Origin of the sequence: Shinella sumterensis (assembly GCF_004514425.2) — a bacterium.
Lineage (GTDB): Bacteria > Pseudomonadota > Alphaproteobacteria > Rhizobiales > Rhizobiaceae > Shinella > Shinella sumterensis.
Map to the genome: position 1 here is coordinate 78,030 of NZ_MYFN02000002.1, position 17,860 is coordinate 95,889.

General features: G+C 63.8%; 21 protein-coding genes and 1 riboswitch. Of the genes, 6 read left to right on the forward strand and 15 right to left on the reverse strand.

Annotated features, from left to right (window positions below; genetic code table 11):
* Positions 1-76: 76 nt before the first annotated feature.
* A riboswitch (TPP riboswitch) is annotated at positions 77-193 on the reverse strand.
* Between the two features lie 223 nt (positions 194-416).
* The 13 genes from B5M41_RS04195 to B5M41_RS04255 form a co-directional block, all read right to left on the reverse strand.
* Positions 417-1,133, reverse strand: a complete 717-nt coding sequence (locus B5M41_RS04195) for a Bax inhibitor-1/YccA family protein (protein WP_134646149.1) — start codon at positions 1,131-1,133, stop codon at positions 417-419.
* 27 nt (positions 1,134-1,160) lie between these two features.
* The gene (locus B5M41_RS04200) at positions 1,161-1,934 is read right to left on the reverse strand and encodes an anti-sigma factor family protein (protein ID WP_134646147.1); all 774 of its coding nucleotides are present in this window, start codon (positions 1,932-1,934) and stop codon (positions 1,161-1,163) included.
* Positions 1,921-2,466: a sigma-70 family RNA polymerase sigma factor gene (locus tag B5M41_RS04205; protein WP_134646145.1), complete on the reverse strand. Its 546-nt coding sequence runs from the start codon at positions 2,464-2,466 to the stop codon at positions 1,921-1,923. The genes B5M41_RS04200 and B5M41_RS04205 overlap by 14 nt, the downstream gene beginning before the upstream one ends.
* 54 nt (positions 2,467-2,520) lie before the next feature.
* Positions 2,521-2,958 carry a YqaA family protein gene (locus B5M41_RS04210; RefSeq protein ID WP_134646143.1) on the reverse strand — a complete coding sequence of 146 codons (438 nt, stop codon included), beginning with the start codon at positions 2,956-2,958 and terminating at the stop codon, positions 2,521-2,523.
* 141 nt (positions 2,959-3,099) lie between these two features.
* Positions 3,100-3,324, reverse strand: a complete 225-nt coding sequence (locus B5M41_RS04215) for a hypothetical protein (protein ID WP_134646141.1) — start codon at positions 3,322-3,324, stop codon at positions 3,100-3,102.
* Positions 3,325-3,446: 122 nt separating this feature from the next.
* Positions 3,447-4,154 (reverse strand): TfuA-like protein, encoded by a 708-nt coding sequence (locus B5M41_RS04220; protein WP_134646139.1) that lies wholly within the window; start codon positions 4,152-4,154, stop codon positions 3,447-3,449.
* Positions 4,151-5,335, reverse strand: coding sequence for a YcaO-like family protein (locus B5M41_RS04225; protein ID WP_134646137.1), 1,185 nt, complete (start codon positions 5,333-5,335; stop codon positions 4,151-4,153). The genes B5M41_RS04220 and B5M41_RS04225 overlap by 4 nt, the downstream gene beginning before the upstream one ends.
* Positions 5,336-5,339: 4 nt before the next feature.
* On the reverse strand, positions 5,340-5,579 hold the full coding sequence (locus B5M41_RS04230; protein WP_134646135.1) for a hypothetical protein: 240 nt from the start codon (positions 5,577-5,579) through the stop codon (positions 5,340-5,342).
* Positions 5,580-5,612: 33 nt separating this feature from the next.
* A complete protein-coding gene (locus B5M41_RS04235) occupies positions 5,613-7,430 on the reverse strand; it encodes a hypothetical protein (RefSeq protein WP_134646133.1) in 1,818 nt (605 codons plus the stop codon).
* Between the two features lie 7 nt (positions 7,431-7,437).
* A complete protein-coding gene (locus B5M41_RS04240; RefSeq protein ID WP_134646131.1) occupies positions 7,438-7,875 on the reverse strand; it encodes a helix-turn-helix domain-containing protein in 438 nt (145 codons plus the stop codon).
* A gap of 138 nt (positions 7,876-8,013) precedes the next feature.
* Complete coding sequence (locus tag B5M41_RS04245; protein WP_134646129.1) at positions 8,014-8,775, reverse strand: amino acid ABC transporter ATP-binding protein; 762 nt, start codon at positions 8,773-8,775, stop codon at positions 8,014-8,016.
* Positions 8,772-9,452 (reverse strand): ABC transporter permease subunit, encoded by a 681-nt coding sequence (locus tag B5M41_RS04250; protein ID WP_134646127.1) that lies wholly within the window; start codon positions 9,450-9,452, stop codon positions 8,772-8,774. Before B5M41_RS04250 ends, B5M41_RS04245 begins: the two co-directional genes overlap by 4 nt.
* A 103-nt stretch (positions 9,453-9,555) precedes the next feature.
* A complete protein-coding gene (locus B5M41_RS04255) occupies positions 9,556-10,329 on the reverse strand; it encodes an amino acid ABC transporter substrate-binding protein (protein ID WP_134646125.1) in 774 nt (257 codons plus the stop codon).
* Positions 10,330-10,490: 161 nt separating this feature from the next.
* Here B5M41_RS04255 and B5M41_RS04260 point away from each other — a divergent pair, with 161 nt between their 5' ends.
* The 6 genes from B5M41_RS04260 (at position 10,491) to B5M41_RS04285 (ending at position 15,814) form a co-directional block, all read left to right on the forward strand.
* Positions 10,491-10,664, forward strand: coding sequence for a hypothetical protein (locus B5M41_RS04260; protein WP_167718703.1), 174 nt, complete (start codon positions 10,491-10,493; stop codon positions 10,662-10,664).
* Positions 10,665-10,686: 22 nt separating this feature from the next.
* The gene (locus tag B5M41_RS04265) at positions 10,687-11,853 is read left to right on the forward strand and encodes a gluconeogenesis factor YvcK family protein (RefSeq protein WP_230639991.1); all 1,167 of its coding nucleotides are present in this window, start codon (positions 10,687-10,689) and stop codon (positions 11,851-11,853) included.
* A gap of 162 nt (positions 11,854-12,015) precedes the next feature.
* Positions 12,016-12,927 carry a glycine betaine ABC transporter substrate-binding protein OsmF gene (gene osmF, locus B5M41_RS04270; RefSeq protein WP_134646123.1) on the forward strand — a complete coding sequence of 304 codons (912 nt, stop codon included), beginning with the start codon at positions 12,016-12,018 and terminating at the stop codon, positions 12,925-12,927.
* A 51-nt stretch (positions 12,928-12,978) separates the two neighbouring features.
* Entirely contained in the window at positions 12,979-14,139 is a 1,161-nt protein-coding gene (locus B5M41_RS04275) for an ABC transporter permease (protein WP_134646121.1), read from the forward strand.
* Entirely contained in the window at positions 14,136-15,074 is a 939-nt protein-coding gene (locus tag B5M41_RS04280) for an ABC transporter ATP-binding protein (RefSeq protein WP_134646119.1), read from the forward strand. Before B5M41_RS04275 ends, B5M41_RS04280 begins: the two co-directional genes overlap by 4 nt.
* Positions 15,071-15,814: an ABC transporter permease gene (locus tag B5M41_RS04285; RefSeq protein WP_134646117.1), complete on the forward strand. Its 744-nt coding sequence runs from the start codon at positions 15,071-15,073 to the stop codon at positions 15,812-15,814. The genes B5M41_RS04280 and B5M41_RS04285 overlap by 4 nt, the downstream gene beginning before the upstream one ends.
* Positions 15,815-15,867: 53 nt before the next feature.
* Here the strand turns inward: B5M41_RS04285 and B5M41_RS04290 are convergent, their stop codons facing one another.
* Positions 15,868-16,185: a Dabb family protein gene (locus B5M41_RS04290; protein ID WP_134646115.1), complete on the reverse strand. Its 318-nt coding sequence runs from the start codon at positions 16,183-16,185 to the stop codon at positions 15,868-15,870.
* Positions 16,186-16,193: 8 nt separating this feature from the next.
* Positions 16,194-17,849 carry a GMC family oxidoreductase gene (locus tag B5M41_RS04295; protein ID WP_134646113.1) on the reverse strand — a complete coding sequence of 552 codons (1,656 nt, stop codon included), beginning with the start codon at positions 17,847-17,849 and terminating at the stop codon, positions 16,194-16,196.
* Positions 17,850-17,860: the final 11 nt, after the last annotated feature.

Sequence of the window (17,860 nt, forward strand, 5' to 3'; positions counted from 1 at the left end):
TCGGTTTGGAGACCCAGTCCTAGAGCCGGAATGATGGAAGGACGCCACACACGGAATCCGGCTTCACGGATATCCTGCCACAGCGCTTGCACCGTCCCTACGCCAGTATGAACTGGATCAGGTTCAACGGGTCACTGCGCTGCGAAAGCCAGCAGTATCTCAGCCCCTTGTCGGGACCCCCCTGGTGAATGCCTTAAGCAAAAACGCTATGGGCTGATTTGTCAACGGGGTTATTTGTGTAACGTAACGCTTACTGATTCGCGTGCAAATGATGCCTGCAGCTTCCCCCGTCATCCTCGGGTCAAGCCCGAGGATGACGGGGGTGGCTGTGTCCTGGTTGCAGGCAAAAAGAAACGGCGAGGTTATGCCTCGCCGTTCAATCAGACCCGCTGATCAAGAGTCAGCCGCTCTGGTTACTACTCGCGTTCGCCCGTGAAATTCAGCAGCAGCTGGAAGATGTTGACGAAGTTCAGGTAGAGCGAGAGCGCGCCGAACACGGCCATCTTCTGCTGGGATTCCTGGTCGATGTTCTCCGCATATTGTTCCTTGATGTTCTGCGTATCCCAGGCCGTCAGGCCGACGAAGACGAGGATACCGATCACGGAGATCGCGAACTGCAGGGCGCTGGAGCCCAGGAAGATGTTGACGATCGAAGCGATCACGACGCCGATCAGGCCCATGATCAGGAACGAGCCGAACTTCGACAGGTCACGCTTCGTCACATAGCCGTAAAGGCTCGTGGCGCCGAACATGGTTGCGGCGATGAAGAAGGTGCGCGCGATGCTCATGCCGGTGAAGACGAGGAACACCGATGCGAGCGAGAGGCCCATGACGGCGCAGAACGCCCAGAAGGTTATCTGTGCCGTGCTGGCCGACATCGTCTGGATCTTGAACGAGAAGAAGAAGACGAAGGCGAGCGGCGCCAGCATCACCACCCACTTGAGCGGCGACGAGAAGATCGGCACGTAGAGCGCCGGCGTGGAGCCGACGATGAAGGCAACGAGGCCGGTGATAACAAGGCCGGCGCCCATGTAGTTGTAGACGCGCAGCATGTGCTGGCGCAGGCCTTCGTCGAAGAGGGCAGCGGACTGCGCCTGTGCGCCGTAGCCAAATCGCTGTTGTACGGGTTCCATCTCATATCTCCTTGTGGAAACGGTTGATCAGTAGAGCGTGCGCGAAAGTTCGCGCGCGGTTTGCGTCAGGTCGTCGGCCTTGCGGCTTTCGGACACCAGGGCATACGCGACGTCGCCGATCTGCCAGTAGGCGGCCTTGGCATTGTCGGCGTGGAACAGCAGGACATGCTGCACGGCAAACGAGCCCGGGCGCACGGCGAAGAGCGAGAGGCGTTCGTTCGCCTCCGGCTGAAGCACCAGCTCGACGCTCGGGCCATAGGCCGAGGGGAAGACCTGCGTATCGAGGACAGTCCAGCCTTTCGGCAGGTCGGGCAGGACGATGGCGGTCGCCGAACGGATTTCCGCACGGTCGAACGTTTCCGTCTCCGGCTGCGATGCCATCGTGTCGCGCAGAAGCGTCGTCCGGTGGGCGCGCACCGCTTCCTCCACGAAGGCCGGCGGCTGCATCGAGGCGATGACCTCGGTCGCGCCGAAGGGGCCGAAGACGGCATGCGCGACCCAGCCTGCCGCGACGAAGAGCGCGATCGCGGCAGCCCGGCGGAAGACCGCAAGGATGCGGCGGCGTGACAGCGAACGCTCCAGCTGGCGCGCGGCCTCCCGCGTCTCCTGCCGGATCACGGTGCGGTGGTCTGCAAGCGCCAGGCGCAGTTCGTCGCGCACGCGCAGGTCCTTCATGATCTGCGCGGCGACGGCCGGGCGCTCGGACAGGTAGGCCTCTACCTCGATGCGCCGTCCGACGGCCAGCTGGTCGTCGACATAGGCGTTGAGATCGGCTTCGAGGATGGGGTCATTGCTGGTCATCGCCAGTGCCTCCGACAATCCTGAGATGCGTGACGGTCGCGGACGGGCCGCTTTGTTCGAATGTGCGCAGGCGTTCGCGCGCCCGGGCAACGCGTGACATCAGCGTTCCCACGGGAATGCCGAGGGCGGTCGCCGCTTCCTGGTAGGAAAGCTCCTCGATGGCGACGAGGTGCAGGGCCGCGCGTTGCTCTTCGGGAAGCGTGAAGAAGGCGTTGCGCAGCTGCGTGAGGCGCACCGAATGATCCTGACTGGCCGGTATCGCGGTCTCGGCGATTTCGGCCGCACCATCGTGGCGGCGCTGCATCGAACGGCGCTGGCGCAAGCGGTCCACATGCGCATTGTGCAGGATCGACATCAGCCAGTTGCGGACATTCGCGCCGGTGCGGAATGTGCCCTGCCGCTCATAAGCCTTCACCAGCGCGTCGTGTACGAGGTCCTCGGCATCATCCGGATTGCGGACGAGCGAAAGTGCGTAGCGCCTGAGCGCCGCAAGCTGTCCGATCACGTTGAAGCCGGGTGTCTTTGCGTTCATGCCCCAATATACGAGAGCCGCGCGGCTTCCATTCCATCGGCTGCCAAAAAAAAATCAGAGCCAGTGGAGAACGATGGCGGCGAGCAGGAGGTAGCGGCCGAACTTGGCGATGGAGACGACGAGCAGGAAACGGAAAAACGGCTCGCGCATGATGCCGGCGGCCACCGTCAGGGGATCGCCGATGATCGGTGCCCAGCTGAGAAGCAGGCTCCACCAGCCGTATTTGCGATACCAGTTTCCGGCATGCTCGAGGCTTGCGGCGTTGACGGGGAACCAGCGCGCATGGCGGTATCGCTCGATGCCACGGCCAAGCAGCCAGTTGACGACGGAGCCGAGCACGTTGCCCGTTCCCGCGACGATGATCAAAAGGCTGGGTGAACGGCTGCCGGCGGCTAGAAGGCCGACGAGCACCGCTTCGGATTGTGCCGGAAGGATGGTGGCGGCGATGAAGGCGGCCAGGAAAAGGCCGCCATAGGCCGCAAGTGCGCTCATCCGGGCATCTCCGTCATACCGCTCTCCGTCGACGCGCCGCAATGCACGCCCGTCTCCGATAAACGGTACGGCCGGCCTAGGAAAGGGCGTGACAGGTCTTTATCGCGGTATGGGCGGCCGGTCCGGCCTTTGCATTCGTGCTCAGCAGAGGGCGGACCGGTTCATCAGCATGATGTCGTTCGACGTCAGCATGATGCGGGACGGTTCGTCGATCTCGTTCAGCACAGCCCGCAGTGCCGTGTCGAGGCAATATTCGACGGCCTCGACGTCGAGGCCTTTGGCGGTCTCCACGGCGAAGGCGAGCATTCGCGCCAGCGCCATCAGTTCCGCGCCGCGGTCTTCCATTTCGATCGTATCGATTTTCATACGTGCTGGCCCCCGCCGCGTCGAACTTTACCCCTGCCTGTGAGTATAGGCGTGGCGACCGGCTTTGGCGCGTGACTCCGGCGTGACACACGCGGAATGCGAAATTGTATGACGAAAGCGGTTTAAGATTGATCTGCCGCCATACGCCACAGCGACGTGGCGCGGAACGTCCAATCACCGCGTTTTTCGGCCTTTTCGCTTGTCCAAAGTGTCATTTCCCGCACCAGCGCCAGGGCGTCCGCGCGTTTCTGGTTCACGGTCCGCTCGGTCAGGAGTTGTGTCGTGGCCGTCCAGGGCATCCCGTTTTCACGCGTCTTGAGGATCGCGGACCATGTGCGCTCCTTGTAGAAAATCCGGCGCGCGGCGTCGCGAAGGTTTGCAACCTCAGGCGCGGCGATCGTTCGATCCGCCTCCAGCCGGTCGAGCGTCGCATCGACATTGACGAGCGGGAGGGAAAGCGCGGGATATCCGAGTTCCGCCGGGCCATGCAGGATCGCGACATCGGCATCGTCCAACCGGCGTCCGCTCGCATAATCCTCGTAGATCCGTCCTATGCCCACCATGCCGAAGGCAGCGCATTCGGCGGCGCGCAGGGCGCCCATGCTGGCTGCGCCGAAGACGGCAACGCCTTCCTGCAAGGCATACAGGATTTCCTTGTGCCAGACGGGCGCGACATGTTCGAAGCCGCCGTCGATGATGCCGATTGCCGTTGCGCCGGCGCGCACGGCCGCCAGAACGTCGCCGTGAACGGCAGGCGGGCGGACATTCATGACGTCGCCGCAGAGCGTGGCGGCATCGGGCAGGCTGGGGCCGGCGAAGAGGATTTTCATGATGGTGCAAAGGCCATGCGCGACAGCGCCCGGACGCCGATGCTCTGGCGTCTCGCACCTTCCGGGCTCTCGAGGCCCGGCACGACGACCTTGACGACGGAGATCGGCAAGGCGGGATCGCCGAGCGGCACGGCGATGATGGGCGCGATTTGCGCCGCGGCAAGCTTTTCCAGAACCCAGTCGAGCAGCGCTGCGGCGTCGCCCTCCGGCGCGGCGTAATGGGTGGGCGCCCCCGGCGCGGCGTCGAACAGGGCGAGCGTTTCGGCGGCCAGCGGCCGGTTGAACGTTTCCGCGAACAGGTCGTCGCGTGCGCCGCTGATATAGGTAAGGCGTGATTGCGCGACTTCCGTAAGCGCGCGGATCGCGGCTCGGGCCGAGACGGGATGCGTGCCGTAACCGATCGTCACATCATGAAAGAGCGGCTGCCTTTTGCAGGCGAGCCCGGCATTGCCAAGCACGGCAGCATAGGTGGGAATGCCGAGGTCGCTGGTCACGTCGAACAGCCGCAAGGCCAGCCCCGCCTGGTGAAAACGGCTGATAAGGTCGTCGATGACGGGATCGGCGAAAGCGGCAGGATCGATGGCGGTCGACAGGCGTTTTTCCCGCGGCAGCAGGCGCCACAGGCGATCGGCATCGCGCTCGACGCGTTCGAGCAGGCCGTGCAGCACCGCCTCCGTTTCCGAGTTGCCCGAGGCGAGGCCATCGGAGGATTGCCAGAAGCGCGGTGTGAAGTCGGTCCTGTCCAGGCAGGCTGCTTCCTTCGGAACCCAGATACGCTCGCCGGTCACGACATCGCGGCCTGCGAGCCAGTCCAGCGTTTCGTCCTCGCTCAGGAACGGTTGACCGGTCGAGATGAAGATATCGAGCGGCAGGCAGATTTCACCCGCCTCGGCGAAATCCCGCCGCGCAGCGAAGCGGCTGGGCGCGAGCGGCTCGCCTGCGATCGCCCGTTCCAGCGCCTCCATGGCGGCGGATACTTTCGCATCGATATCGGAGATGCCCTTGCCCTGATTGATGACGATCGAGCGGGCGTTCGGGTTCACGGCATTCCAGACGGGGATGCCGAGCTGGTCCAGCCCCGTGAGGCGGGAGATGCGGGTGATGCCGAACCGAGGCAGCAAGGCCTCGATCCGGCTCCAGGTCTGTTCGGGGCCGCAGATGCGGTCCGAATAATGCGGCACCGGCTTAGTTGTCCAGGAAACCGCCGGAAACGTCGAGGAAGCCGCCGGAAACGGAATCGGCCGACTTGGCGAGCGCCGCGAGATTGACGCCCTTGACGACGACGGCGCCGGCCTTGCGCAGATCGTCGGCCGCCTTCAGGTCGCCGGTTGCGGGCGACGTGATCTTGGATACGGTTCCGGCATCGAGATCCGCAATCCAGAGACCGTCGTCACCTTCCACGCCGAGTACAACGATTTTAGCCATTTAAATCTTTCCTTTTCACTTGGTGATAAACGCCTACTTGAAACCTGCTTTTTTCAAGCCCTCGCGGTAGTGCTGCCGGTGCCATTCTTCCTTGATCGGCACCACCGCCATCCAGGCATCGAAGTCGAAATTCGGATTGATGTCATAGGTACGCCGAACGAAGAGCCGCGCCTTCTTGATGTCGCCGAGCATGGCCCAGCAGGCAGCCGAAAGCCGGTGTACCGGATCCTTATCCTTCATCTGTGAAATATAGGCGAGCGCTTCTTCATATCGCCCGAGCGAGTAGGCGGCGCCCGCGGCCGTCCAGAAATATTCGTCGGGCGGGAGAGGATTGAGTTCGATCGCGTGCTCGATCTTCTTCAATCCGTCATCCGGCCGCGAAGCCTGGACAAGCGTGTCGGCATAACTCGCGATGACATTGGCATAATGCGGGCTGAGCGCCTCGGCGCGGTCCAGATAGTGCGCGCTTTCATCGAACTGCCGGGAATAGAGTTTGACGACGCCGAGTTCACGGTATCCGGATGGCAGACGGTCATCGGCGTGAATGGCATCCTGCGCGTGGATTTCGGCCTGATGGAGAAGCGCCTCGTCGCCCCGGGCCGTCACCAGCCATTCGAGGAAGAAGCTGCGGGCAAGGCCGCTCAGTGCGGGCGCGAAGCCGGATTGCAATTGCAGGGCGTCGCGAAAGCTCTTGCGGGCACGACGGATATCCCGCAGGTCGAGGTTTTTCAGCTGGCCCTGGCCGAGCAGGAAGTTGCGATAGGCATTCGCATCGCCCTCGTAGTCGTTGCGCACCAGTTCGTTGTCCTCGATCCCCGTGGCGATTGCGCCGGCGATCCGGTGGGCGATCATCTGGCGCGACCGCAAGAGGCCATCCGATGATAGCGGGAATCGTTCGGCCCAGATCACCTCGTCGCTGCCGAAGAAGATCAACTGGGCAAAGAGCGTGTGGCCGGCCCCTTCGTCCCGCAACCGGGTCTCGAGGATGTAGCTGATCTTGTGGCGCTCATAGGTCGCCGCGCGATCCGTCTGGCCGGCAATCTGTGCGGCCGTGTGCGGCGCGATGATCGATATGGACCGCAACGCGCAAAGCCCGATCGTCACATCCTCGATGAGGGCTTCGGAAAACCCGGTGGCCGCGCGCGACGAGTGGTTCGTGGCAGGCGGCAGCAGGACGATGCGCGGCGGGTTCTGGCGGGCCGGCACCACCTCGATATGGTCCTGAACGGGCAGACAAGCGGAGGGCTGCTGCACAGTCATGATGGCAGGGCGCGTAACGACGCGGCCTGTCAGGACGCTGCGGACCTCATCGTCGTCGGGATTCGTTTCCAGCAGCCGCAACGCCGCGGCGGACCGAACCTGACGCGGGACATCGGCCTGCTGCCGGCTCCTGTCGAGCAAGGCGTCTCGCAGCAGGGCCATGTGGGACGCCCTTTGCAGGGCAATCCACTTGGCCAGGGTCTGCGTGACCGGCCGAATGTTTTTCAGAAAGTCTTCGGTGAGCCGTTCGGCAAGCAGCGTGAGCGGGGCATTCCCGTCTATCGCATCGAGATCGCTCTCGATGGCTTCAGGGCCGCGCGCGATCGTGCCGTCGGTAATCGTGAGGAAGCTGCGCGCAAGTTCGCGCTGGCGCTTCTGCACGCGCGATAGGGTCTGCCGCAGGCTGGCATAGGCGGCAGTCGGATTGGTGTCGTCCCAGAACAGGGCGGCAGCGTCGGCCCGCGGTATGTCCGGCAGGCCGCGCGCTGTAAGATAGCTCAGGATCAGCAGCGCCTTTTCCGGGAAGACGATATCCTCACCGCTCTCATCGAGCAGGCGTAGATGGCCAAGCGTCTTCAGCCGGGCCGGCATGCGGCAATCAGATCCGCTGTTCCGGCGCGGTCTCCGTGCGTTCGCCCGACAGTTCGCTGGCCTTGGAAAGCGCGGTGGCGAGCGAGATGATCGACTTGCGCACGCCTGCGTCCTCGATCTTCAGGAAGGCGCGGTTGAGGTCGAGGCCCTCCTTCGACGAGACGAAGGTGGAGACGTCACCGGTATCGTGGCCGGCGCCCGTGGTCGCACCCGCAGTGTCGTCATCCTGGAAGAAGAAGCTCGGCGGCACACGGAAGACATCCGAAATGGCCTGGAGACGGCTGGCGCTGATGCGGTTCGTGCCCTTCTCGTACTTCTGCACCTGCTGGAACGTCACGCCGAGGCGGTCTGCAAGGGCTTCCTGGCTCATGCCGACCATCAGGCGGCGCAGGCGTACACGGGACCCGACGAACACGTCGATCGGATTGGGGGTCTTCTTGTTCATGAGAGCTTTCTCCACCGTGATCATGCCCCGGGGCATGTCGTGGTCATAATAATCCAGACCACTCTGCTTGAATCGCCCGGCCGATGCAACTGTTACAAGGTAATTTCATCGCTACCGTAACGTGAGGCGGCGTGTCCTCTAGATGTCGTAACTGTGTGGCGCGCTCAAGGATGCAATGAACTTCTTCGTGCGTTCCTGTTGCGGCGTCGAGAAGATGCCGCGCGGCCCGCCCTGTTCCACCACGATGCCCCCATCGAGGAAAACCACCGTATCGGCCACCCGCGAGGCAAGGCGCAGGTCATGGGTGGCCATCACCATCGTCGTGCCTTCGCGCGCAAGGCGGCTCAGGACCTCGACCACCTCTTCCGCCAGCTCGGGATCGAGCGCTGAAGTGGGTTCGTCGCAGAGCAGGACGCGGGGCGATGGCGCAAGCGCACGTGCAATCGCCACGCGCTGTTGCTGGCCGCCGGAAAGCGTTGCCGGCCATGCATCCGCCTTGTGTGCCATGCCGACCTTTTCCAGGAGTTCCATCGCGCGGGCGCGGGCCTTGTCGGCCGGCCATTTCAATACGGTGACGAGACCTTCCATGACATTACCGATGGCGGTCTGGTGCGGGAAGAGCTGGAAGTTCTGGAACACCATGCCGGTCTGGCGGCGCAGCTTCTGGATGGCATCCCAGCCCACCGGTTTTCCGGGGACGAAATCGATCTTCTCGGTGCCGAGGCGGATCGAACCCGAGGTCGGGATTTCCAAGAGGTTGATGCAGCGCAGCAGCGTGCTCTTGCCGCCGCCCGAGGGTCCCACCAGGGCCGTCACGCTGCCTTCGGCCAGCTGAAGGCTGATGTCGCGCAGGACATGGTTGTCGCCGAAGCGCTTTTCGATGTGTTCGAGTTCGATCATGTCCTGGCCTCCAGGAAGCCGCCATAGCGGGCAAAACGCTTCTCCAGCCGCACTTGCAGCGCCGAAAGAACCGAGCTCAGCGCCAGATAGATCAGGGCTGCCTCGATATAGAGGATCAACGGCTCATAGGTGGTGGCGACGATGCGCTGCGCCGTCTGGAAGAGCTCCGGCACGGTGACGGCGGCTGCAAGAGACGTATCCTTCACCAGCGAGATGAAGGTGTTGGAGAGCGGCGGCACGGCGACGCGGGCGGCCTGCGGCAGGATCGTGCGGCGCATGGCCTGCGACCACGTCATGCCGATAGAATAGGCCGCCTCCCACTGTCCGCGGGGAACAGAAGAAATGACGGCGCGGATGATTTCGGACGTATAGGCGCCGACATTCAGGGTGAAGCCGATGAGTGCTGCGGGGAAGGCATCGAGCAGGATGCCGACGCTCGGCAGGCCGTAGAAAATGACGAAGAGCTGCACCAGAAGCGGCGTGCCGCGAAACACCCAGACATAGAAGCGGGCGATGTCGGAGAAGGGGCGTGGCGCAAAGAGCCGGACGACGGCCGTCAGCAGGCCGAGCGCCAGGCCGAGCACGAAGGAAAGAAGGGTGAGCGGAATGGTGAAGACGAGCGCGGCCCAGAGCAGGGGCGCAAGCGAGTCCAGCATCAGTTGAAGCCACGGCGGCACGGCGAAACCTCCGGAAATGCGACTGGCCGGGGGAAATCCCCGGCCAGTCGGAACGCCTATCTATATGCGAGGAACGGACCGCCGCGAAGCGGCCTGGGCAGAATTACTTGGAGACGTCCTGACCGAAATACTTGTCGGAGATCGTCTTGTAGGTGCCGTCGGCCTTGATATCGGCCAGCGCCTTGTTGATCGCTTCCAGGAGTTCCGGCTCGCCCTTGCGGATGATCACGCCGGAATAATCGGCATCGGCCTGCTCGGCGACGACCTTCACATTCGCGTCGGGCTTGTGCTTCTTGAAGTCGAGGAAGGACAGGCTGTCGTTGATCGTCGCGTCGGCGCGGCCGGTCAGCACGAGCTGGATGGATTGGTCGAAACCGTCGGTGCCGACGAGTTCCGCGCCGGCTTCCTGGGCGATCTTGCCGAAGTTGCTGGTCAGCGACTGGGCGGACTTCTTGCCCTTGAGGTCGGCGAAGCCCTTGATGCTGTCGTCGTCGCCACGAACGATCAGAACGGCCTTGGAGGCGATGTAGGGCTCGGAGAAATCGTATTTCTGCTTGCGCGCCTCGGTGATGCCGACCTGGTTGATCACAGCGTCGTAGCGGTTGGCGTCGAGGCCGGCGATCAGGCCGTCCCATTTGCCTTCGAGGAACTCGGCCTTCACGCCGAGCTTCTTGGCGATGGCTTCGCCGATCTCGACGTCGAAGCCGACCAGCTTGCCGTCGGTATCATGGTAGGTAAAGGGCGCGTAGGTGCCTTCGGTGCCGATCTTCAGCGCGCCGGCCGACTGGATGGCGGCCAGATTTTCGCCGGCATGGGCCGGGGCCAGGACGGCCGCCTGAAGGGCTGCGGCGGCGGCAAGTGTCTTCAACCAGTTCATCTCGGGACTCCGTTTCTGGCTTGGATGTTCGATGGGCGATCAATCGCAGAAAACATTGCAAAGCGATGGGCAGAAAACTGCGAATAGTTTCGGCAAATGCAAATATTTTTCTCATTCCCTGTCGCGTGCAACTCTTTTCGGACGGCGCGGAGAAACGAGATATGGGCTCTGCGTCTGCCGTTTCCAGGGTGATTGCAGACGATGGACCGGGTTCGCTTTCATCCTCAAAGGGCTACAGGATTGTCGAGGAGAGGCTGACGGATGCCATTTCCAGCGCGCCGAAGGCGGACTATACCAAGGTTCTGATCGGTGCGGCGTTCAATACAGCGCGATGAGCCGAAACGTATGGGAGACCGCATGGCCGAGGGCCGCCTGCCGCATATCGTTCTCTTTTCCGGCGGCACGGCCTGCCGCTCGACCAATCTTGCGCTCTGTTCCAAGCCGGTGCGGCTGACGCGCATCGTGCCCGCCTGGGATAGCGGCGGCAGTTCCAAGGTCATCCGCGAAAGCCTCGGCCTCCTTGCTGTCGGTGATATCCGGCAGGCGCTGATCACCATGGCCTATGGCGAGGGGCGATCCGGCGACGTGGTGAAGCTTTGCAACGCGCGGCTTACCACCGGTGCGCTGGAGGACGCCCGCACCGAGTTCGCCCTTTATGCGGAGGGGCGTCACCCGCTGCTGGAGCGCATGGAGCCCGGCCTGCGGGGTGCGATCCTGAACTATCTGCGCACGTTCCAGTCCGCTGTTGGCGATGACTTCGACCTGCGCAATGGCAGTATCGGCAACTTCATCCTGACCGGGGCGCATCTTGCCCATAACCGCGATATCAACACGGCCATCTTCGTGTTTCGCAAGCTGTGCGACATTACGGGCAATGTCTGGCCGTCGACGGTTTCGCCTGACGTCACGCTTTCGGCCCGGCTCAAGGACGGCAGGGTGGTCGACGGGCAGCATCGCGTGACAGCGCTGACCGATGAAGAAGGCGCGGCGGGCATCCGCGAGATCGTGCTATCGGCGGGAGAGGATGGCGCGCCGGCCAATGACGCGGTGATCGAGAGCATCGAAAGCGCTGACGCCATCGTCTTCGGGCCGGGCAGCTTTTTCACGAGCGTGCTTCCGCATTTCCTGGTGGATGGCATCGTTGCGGCCATCGTCCGCAATGTGCATGCAAGACGCATCTTCATCGGCAACATCCTGCAATGTCGCGAGACACGCGGAATGGACCTGGCGCGCATGCTGGATGTGACGGCGCAGGTGTGGCACGCGCAGGGCGGCTCGGAGATGCGCCTTTTCACGCATGTGCTGGCGAACCGCCAGTTGCTGCCCTTCGAAAAGAGCGCGGGCGCCTTCGCCTATCTCGGCAACGGCGCGCTGGAGGAGACCTGCGCGCGGCTGGGCGCGGAGGCGGTCGTCGGGGAATTCGAGGACGCCTGGCAGAGGGGCCAGCACGATGGAAGCGTGGTTGCCGATACGCTCATTTCACTTCTGCCGAGCCAGGCAGTTGCATCACCGGCGAGCGCCTGATTTTCCTTTTGTTTGGAAGGTCGCACAAACATTCGTCCGAACGTTCCGGCGCGGTCTGTTTTTTGTCATTTGCTGCCATATATGGAATGCTTTGCCGGGACGGGCATTCCCGAACGTGATGAAAATGCCGTCACGGGTTTTTGCAATACGGAGAGGTTTCACATGCGCCCAGTCGTCAAGTTCATCGGAGCAGCTTTCGCCCTCAGCCTTACGGCCGGTGCAGCAAACGCCCAGGTCGTCGTCTCGTCGAAGATCGACACGGAAGGCGGCGTTCTCGGAAACATCATCCTTGCCGTTCTGAATGCCAACGGCATCCAGACGACGGATCGCGTCCAGCTGGGCGCGACGCCCGTCGTGCGGCAGGCGATCACCGCCGGCGAGATCGACATCTATCCCGAATATACCGGCAATGCCGCCTTCTTTTTCGAGAGGGCGGACGACCCGGCGTGGAAGGATGCGAGCAAGGCCTACGAGCTCGCCAAAACGCTCGATTTCGACGCCAACAAGATCGTCTGGCTGACGCCTTCGCCGGCCAACAACACCTGGGCGATCGCGCTGCGCAAGGATGTCGCCGAGCCCAACAAGCTTGCGACCATGACGGATTTCGGCAAATACGTTGCCGACGGTGGCAAGATCGTGCTGGCGGCGTCCTCCGAATTCGTGAACTCCGCCGCGGCGCTGCCGGCCTTCCAGACGACGTACAGCTTCACGCTGAAGCCGGATCAGCTCATCACGCTTTCGGGCGGTGACACGGCCGCGACCATCGCCGCGGCTGCCAACCAGACGAACGGCGCCAACGCCGCCATGGTCTATGGCACCGACGGCGGCATCGCACCCTCGGGCCTCGTCGTTCTCGAGGACGACAAGGGCGTGCAGCCGGTCTACCAGCCGGCACCGATCATCCGTGAGGAGGTGCTGAAGGCCAACCCGCAGATCGAGGCGCTGCTGAAGCCGGTCTTCGAGAAGCTCGATCTCGTAACATTGCAGGACCTTAATGGGCGCGTGCAGGTCGGCGGCGAGCCGGCCAAGGCGGTTGCCGAGGACTTCCTGAAGAAGAACGGCTTCATCAAGTAATCCGACTTGCCCTCCGCCCGCCCGGGCGGAGGGCCTATCCGAAAGGGGCGCATGGGGTTCAGGATCGACAAGCTCGGCGTGGTGATCGCCGCATTGCTGGCCTATGGCGGCTTTCTGGCGCCCTTCGCCAATTTCCGCGCAAACCGTATCGTGCCGGGCGAGGCGCGGTGGATTATCGAGGCGCTGCCGGCGGGCTACGGCGCGGCGCTGCTTGCCTTCATCGCGGTTGCCATCGCTCTCATCCTCCTGAAAACCCCGACGCTTTTCCGGCTCGTGCTCGGCCTTGTCGCGCTGCTTGCCCTGGCCGTCCTCATCGGCGTCTCCGCCGGGCATCTGACGCCGCCCGAGAACACCTATGCCCGTGTCTCGCCGGCCTCCGGCTTCTGGTTGTCGAGCTTCGCTTTCGCGCTGCTGACGGCCGATGCGCTGGCGCGGCTGCGGCTTTCGCCGCTCGCCCGGATCGGTCTGCTGCTGGCCGTTGCCGCCACGGTCGCGGGCCTTCTCGTGTCCGGCATCTGGGACGGGCTTTCGATCCTCAAGGAATATGGCAGCCGGGCCGAGACCTTCTGGCTGGAGGCGGGGCGTCACGTCGTTCTGGCGCTAGGCTCGCTTGCGGCCGCGTGCCTCGTCGGCCTTCCGCTCGGTATTCTCTGCCACCGCGTTCCCTCGCTGCGCGCCGGCGTGCTGAACGGGCTGAATATCATCCAGACGATCCCGTCCATCGCGCTTTTCGGCCTGTTGATCGCGCCGCTCGGCTGGATCGCGCTCAACGTGCCGGGGGCCTCCGCACTCGGCATCCGCGGCATCGGCGCCGCTCCGGCCTTCGTGGCGCTTTTCCTCTACTCGCTGCTTCCCGTCGTCGCCAACACGGTGGTCGGTCTTGCCGGCGTGCCGCGTGACGCCAACGATGCTGCCCGCGGTATCGGCATGACCGGTCGCCAGCGGCTCTTCGGGGTGGAGCTGCCGCTGGCTTTCCCTGTCATTCTCACCGGCATCCGCATCGTGCTTGTCCAGAACATAGGCCTCGCGACCATCGCGGCGCTTATCGGCGGTGGCGGTTTCGGTGTCTTCGTCTTCCAGGGCATCGGCCAGACCGCCATGGATCTCGTGCTGCTCGGCGCGGTGCCGACCGTGGCGCTCGCCTTCGCCGCCGCCGTGGTGCTCGATGCGGCGACCGAACTTTCCAATTCCAAACGCGGCAGGGCGGCATGATCGAGATCGAGAACATCACCAAGCGCTACGGCGACAACACGGTCGTCGACACTGTCTCGATGACGGTCGAGCCGCGCACGATTACCGTCATCGTCGGCACGTCCGGCTCCGGCAAGACGACGCTGATGCGCATGATCAACCGCCTCGTCGAACCGAGCGAGGGCATGATCCGCATCGACGGCGCGGACAACCGCTCGATCCCCGGCTATGAACTGCGTCGCCATATCGGCTATGCGATCCAGGGCCACGGCCTGTTCCCGCATCGCACGGTCGCCGAAAACATCGCGACGGTTCCGACACTGCTCGGCTGGGACAAGAAACGCATCGCCGCCAAGGTCGAGGAGCTGCTGACGCTGTTCCAGCTCGATCCCGCCGCCTTCGGCCCGCGGTATCCGCATGAGCTCTCGGGCGGTCAGCAGCAGCGGGTCGGCGTGGCGCGTGCGCTCGCCGCCGAGCCGAACATCCTCCTGATGGACGAACCGTTCGGTGCGCTCGACCCTGTCATTCGCGCCAAGGCGCAGGACGATCTTCTGGCGATCCAGAAGCATTTCGGCACCACCATCGTTCTCGTCACTCACGACATGGAGGAGGCGTTCCATCTCGCCGACAAGATCGCCGTGATGGACAAGGGCCGGATCGTACAGTGCGCGGCGCCGGAGGAGATGCTGGTCAACCCCGCGACGGATTTCGTCGAAACCCTGATCGGCGCCGAGGAGCGGCCGTTCCGGCTGCTGTCCATCGGCACCGCGGCGGATGCCGCCGAGGCGGGCGAGGCGCAAGGCGAGCCGATCGCCGCCTCGGTCAGCCAACGCGAGGCCTTGTCTTCGCTGCTCTGGTCGGGCCGCGAGGCTCTGCCGGTGGTCGGCGCGGATGGCGCCTCGCTCGGGCGTGTCACGCTTGCCGGTCTTGCCCGGCGTGCCGCGAGGCCGCAATGAAGCGGTTCCTGCCCAATCTGCTGCGGCTCGCAGCGCTGATCCTGCTGATTGCCTTTCTGGTGCACCCGGAACTTTTCGAGCCGTTGCTGAAGCCGCTGGTGCAGGCGAACGCGCCGGCGATCTACAATCAGGGCAGCCTGCTTTCGCTGACCCTGTCGCATCTCGTCACGGTCTTCACCGCAACCTTCGCCGCAACCCTCGTTGCCGTCGGGCTTGCCGTGCTGGTGACGCGACCGGTGGGCGCGGAGTTCCTGCCGCTCTCGCGCAGCCTTGTGAATATCGGCCAGACCTTTCCGCCGGTCGCCGTGCTGGCGTTGGCGGTTCCGATCGTCGGTTTCGGTGAGAAACCGACGCTGATCGCCCTGTTTCTCTATGGCCTGCTGCCGGTCTTCGAGAATGCCATGACTGGTCTTTCCACGCTGCCGAAGGCGATCGTCGAGGCGGCGCGCGGCACGGGCATGACGGCCTGGCAGCAGCTGACGCGGGTGGAACTGCCGCTGGCGCTGCCTGTCATCCTGGCCGGCATTCGCCTTTCCGTGACGATCAGCCTGGCTACCGCCACCATCGGCTCCACGGTCGCGGCAAAGACATTGGGCGAGGTCATCATCGCCGGGCTGCAATCCAACAACCTGGCCTTCGTGCTGCAGGGCGGCGTCGTCGTCGCGGTGCTGGCGGTGCTGATCTACGACGCCTTCTCGGCCGTCGAACGTGCACTCGCACGCCGGGCTGGTCGGGTCTAGAGCATTTCCAGCCGAAGCGGGATCGCTTCGGCGTCGGACAATGCGGAAACGCTCTAATCGTCCGTTTCGAGATCGTAGACGAGGATGCCGGCAATACCGCCCTCGGCGGCCGCGACGAGCCGGCCGCCGGTGGCCTTGTGCTCCGGGTCCTCAAGATAGGTGTCGCGCGAGAAACTGTCGGCGAAATCGACGATGAAGCCGTCGGAAAAGCCTTTGTCCATGCCGTCTTCGGGGCTGACATTGGTGCCGATGTGGACGGCAAGCATGCCCGGCAGGCGGTCCTTCAGGGCATCGATCTCGTTGAACAGTTCCGTCTTGTAGGCGGTGGAGATGGTCGGCTTGAAGCGGATGAAAACGCAGTGGCGTATCATGGTCTTTCCTATCGGATATTGGCGCGCGCTCTGGGGCGTGCATCGTTGCGCTCATGCTGAAAAACCTGTGCCGGCAGCGCCGGCAAGCCGCGGATGATATCGGCGCCCTTTTCGCCCACCATGATTGTCGGGGCATTGGTGTTGCAGGAGGGAATGCGCGGCATGACGGAGCTATCGCAGACGCGCAGGCCGTCAAGCCCATGGACCTTCAAGTCGAGCCCGACGACGGCATCTGCACCCGTGCCCATCTTGCAGGTGCCGACCGGATGGTGGTCCGTCTTGGCATTTGCGCAGCCGTAATCGAAGAGGTCTTCGTCGGTGACGAATTTCGGCCCGGGTAACCGTTCCGCCATGACGAAGGGTTTCAGCGCCGCCTGCTGCATGATCTCGCGGGCGATCTTCAGGCCCTCGATCGACATTTTGCGATCGTGCGGGTCTTCCCAGTAGTTCGGGTCGATCAGCGGTGCGGCGGCGGGATCGGCCGAGGCGAGCCGCACGGTGCCGCGGGAGCGGGGATGCAGGTAGGCCGAGTTCAAGGTCACGCCGGCATTCTTCAGCTTTTCGACGCCGGCCTCGATGCCGGAGCCGAGGCCGAGATGGAACTGGATATCCGGCGAGCGCGCCTCAGGATCGGCATACCAGAAGCCGCCGGTCTCGAAGAGCGACGAGGCGACGGGTCCGGAGCGGAACAGCACATATTGCAGGCCGGCCCAGAGCGTGCGGTGCAGCCTGGCCACGCCGTCATAGGTGTGGTCGCCGGTGCATTCCGAAATGACGAAGAGATCGAGATGGTCCTGCATGTTCGAACCGACGCCTGGCAGATCGTGTCTTACCTGGACACCGACCGATTTCAGATGATCGGCCGGGCCGATGCCGGATTGTTGCAGCAGTTTCGGCGAGCCAATCGCGCCGGAGGAGACGAGCACTTCGCGTTCGGCGCGGATGGTCTCGACGCTCGTGCCGGTCACCACCTCGACGCCGACGGCGCGCGTGCCCTCGAGCACGATACGGGCGACGCGCGCACCGGTGCGGATTGTCAGGTTTTTCCGATCCTTGATCGGCGAGAGGTAGGAAAGCGACGCGGAGGAGCGGCGGCGATTGCGCTGGGTGAGCTGGTAGAAGCCGACGCCGGCCTGCTGTCGCCCGTTGAAATCATGGTTGTAGGGAATGCCGAGTTCCTGGCCGGCGCGGATATAGGCGTCGCAGATCGGCAGCGCCGAGACCGGCATGGAGACGCCGAGCGGCCCGCCATAGGCATGGTAGTCGTCGGCGAAGCGCTGGTTGTCCTCGGCACGTTTGAAATAGGGCAGGATTTCCCGGTAGCTCCAGCCCTCGCAGCCGTCTTCGCTGGCCCAAAGATCGTAGTCGGCGGCGTTGCCGCGGGTATAGAGCTGCGCGTTGATCGAGGAGCCGCCACCGATGACCTTCGCCTGCGTATAGCGCAGGACCCGGCCCTTCATGTGCTTCTGCGGCACGGTCTCCCAGCCCCAGCTGGCGACGCCCTTGGTCATCTTGGCGAAGCCGGCCGGCATGTGGAACAGCGGGTTCCAGTCGCCGCCGCCGGCTTCGAGCAGGAGCACGCGAACGCTCGGATCCTCGGAAAGCCGGTTCGCCAGAACGCAGCCCGCCGGGCCGGCGCCGGTGATGATGTAATCGTAGGTCATTTTGTTATCCT

Bases quoted from the DNA above. Each gene is read 5' to 3' on its own strand.
- B5M41_RS04235 (WP_134646133.1), bottom strand. From the start codon at position 7,430: ATGCCGGCCCGGCTGAAGACGCTTGGCCATCTACGCCTGCTCGATGAG.
- B5M41_RS04290 (WP_134646115.1), bottom strand. From the start codon at position 16,185: ATGATACGCCACTGCGTTTTCATCCGCTTCAAGCCGACCATCTCCACC.
- B5M41_RS04245 (WP_134646129.1), bottom strand. From the start codon at position 8,775: ATGATCGAACTCGAACACATCGAAAAGCGCTTCGGCGACAACCATGTC.
- osmF (WP_134646123.1), top strand. From the start codon at position 12,016: ATGCGCCCAGTCGTCAAGTTCATCGGAGCAGCTTTCGCCCTCAGCCTT.
- B5M41_RS04295 (WP_134646113.1), bottom strand. From the start codon at position 17,849: ATGACCTACGATTACATCATCACCGGCGCCGGCCCGGCGGGCTGCGTT.
- B5M41_RS04210 (WP_134646143.1), bottom strand. From the start codon at position 2,958: ATGAGCGCACTTGCGGCCTATGGCGGCCTTTTCCTGGCCGCCTTCATC.
- B5M41_RS04215 (WP_134646141.1), bottom strand. From the start codon at position 3,324: ATGAAAATCGATACGATCGAAATGGAAGACCGCGGCGCGGAACTGATG.
- B5M41_RS04230 (WP_134646135.1), bottom strand. From the start codon at position 5,579: ATGGCTAAAATCGTTGTACTCGGCGTGGAAGGTGACGACGGTCTCTGG.
- B5M41_RS04285 (WP_134646117.1), top strand. From the start codon at position 15,071: ATGAAGCGGTTCCTGCCCAATCTGCTGCGGCTCGCAGCGCTGATCCTG.
- B5M41_RS04255 (WP_134646125.1), bottom strand. From the start codon at position 10,329: ATGAACTGGTTGAAGACACTTGCCGCCGCCGCAGCCCTTCAGGCGGCC.
- B5M41_RS04275 (WP_134646121.1), top strand. From the start codon at position 12,979: ATGGGGTTCAGGATCGACAAGCTCGGCGTGGTGATCGCCGCATTGCTG.
- B5M41_RS04195 (WP_134646149.1), bottom strand. From the start codon at position 1,133: ATGGAACCCGTACAACAGCGATTTGGCTACGGCGCACAGGCGCAGTCC.
- B5M41_RS04240 (WP_134646131.1), bottom strand. From the start codon at position 7,875: ATGAACAAGAAGACCCCCAATCCGATCGACGTGTTCGTCGGGTCCCGT.
- B5M41_RS04220 (WP_134646139.1), bottom strand. From the start codon at position 4,154: ATGAAAATCCTCTTCGCCGGCCCCAGCCTGCCCGATGCCGCCACGCTC.
- B5M41_RS04260 (WP_167718703.1), top strand. From the start codon at position 10,491: ATGGGCTCTGCGTCTGCCGTTTCCAGGGTGATTGCAGACGATGGACCG.
- B5M41_RS04205 (WP_134646145.1), bottom strand. From the start codon at position 2,466: ATGAACGCAAAGACACCCGGCTTCAACGTGATCGGACAGCTTGCGGCG.
- B5M41_RS04200 (WP_134646147.1), bottom strand. From the start codon at position 1,934: ATGACCAGCAATGACCCCATCCTCGAAGCCGATCTCAACGCCTATGTC.
- B5M41_RS04265 (WP_230639991.1), top strand. From the start codon at position 10,687: ATGGCCGAGGGCCGCCTGCCGCATATCGTTCTCTTTTCCGGCGGCACG.
- B5M41_RS04280 (WP_134646119.1), top strand. From the start codon at position 14,136: ATGATCGAGATCGAGAACATCACCAAGCGCTACGGCGACAACACGGTC.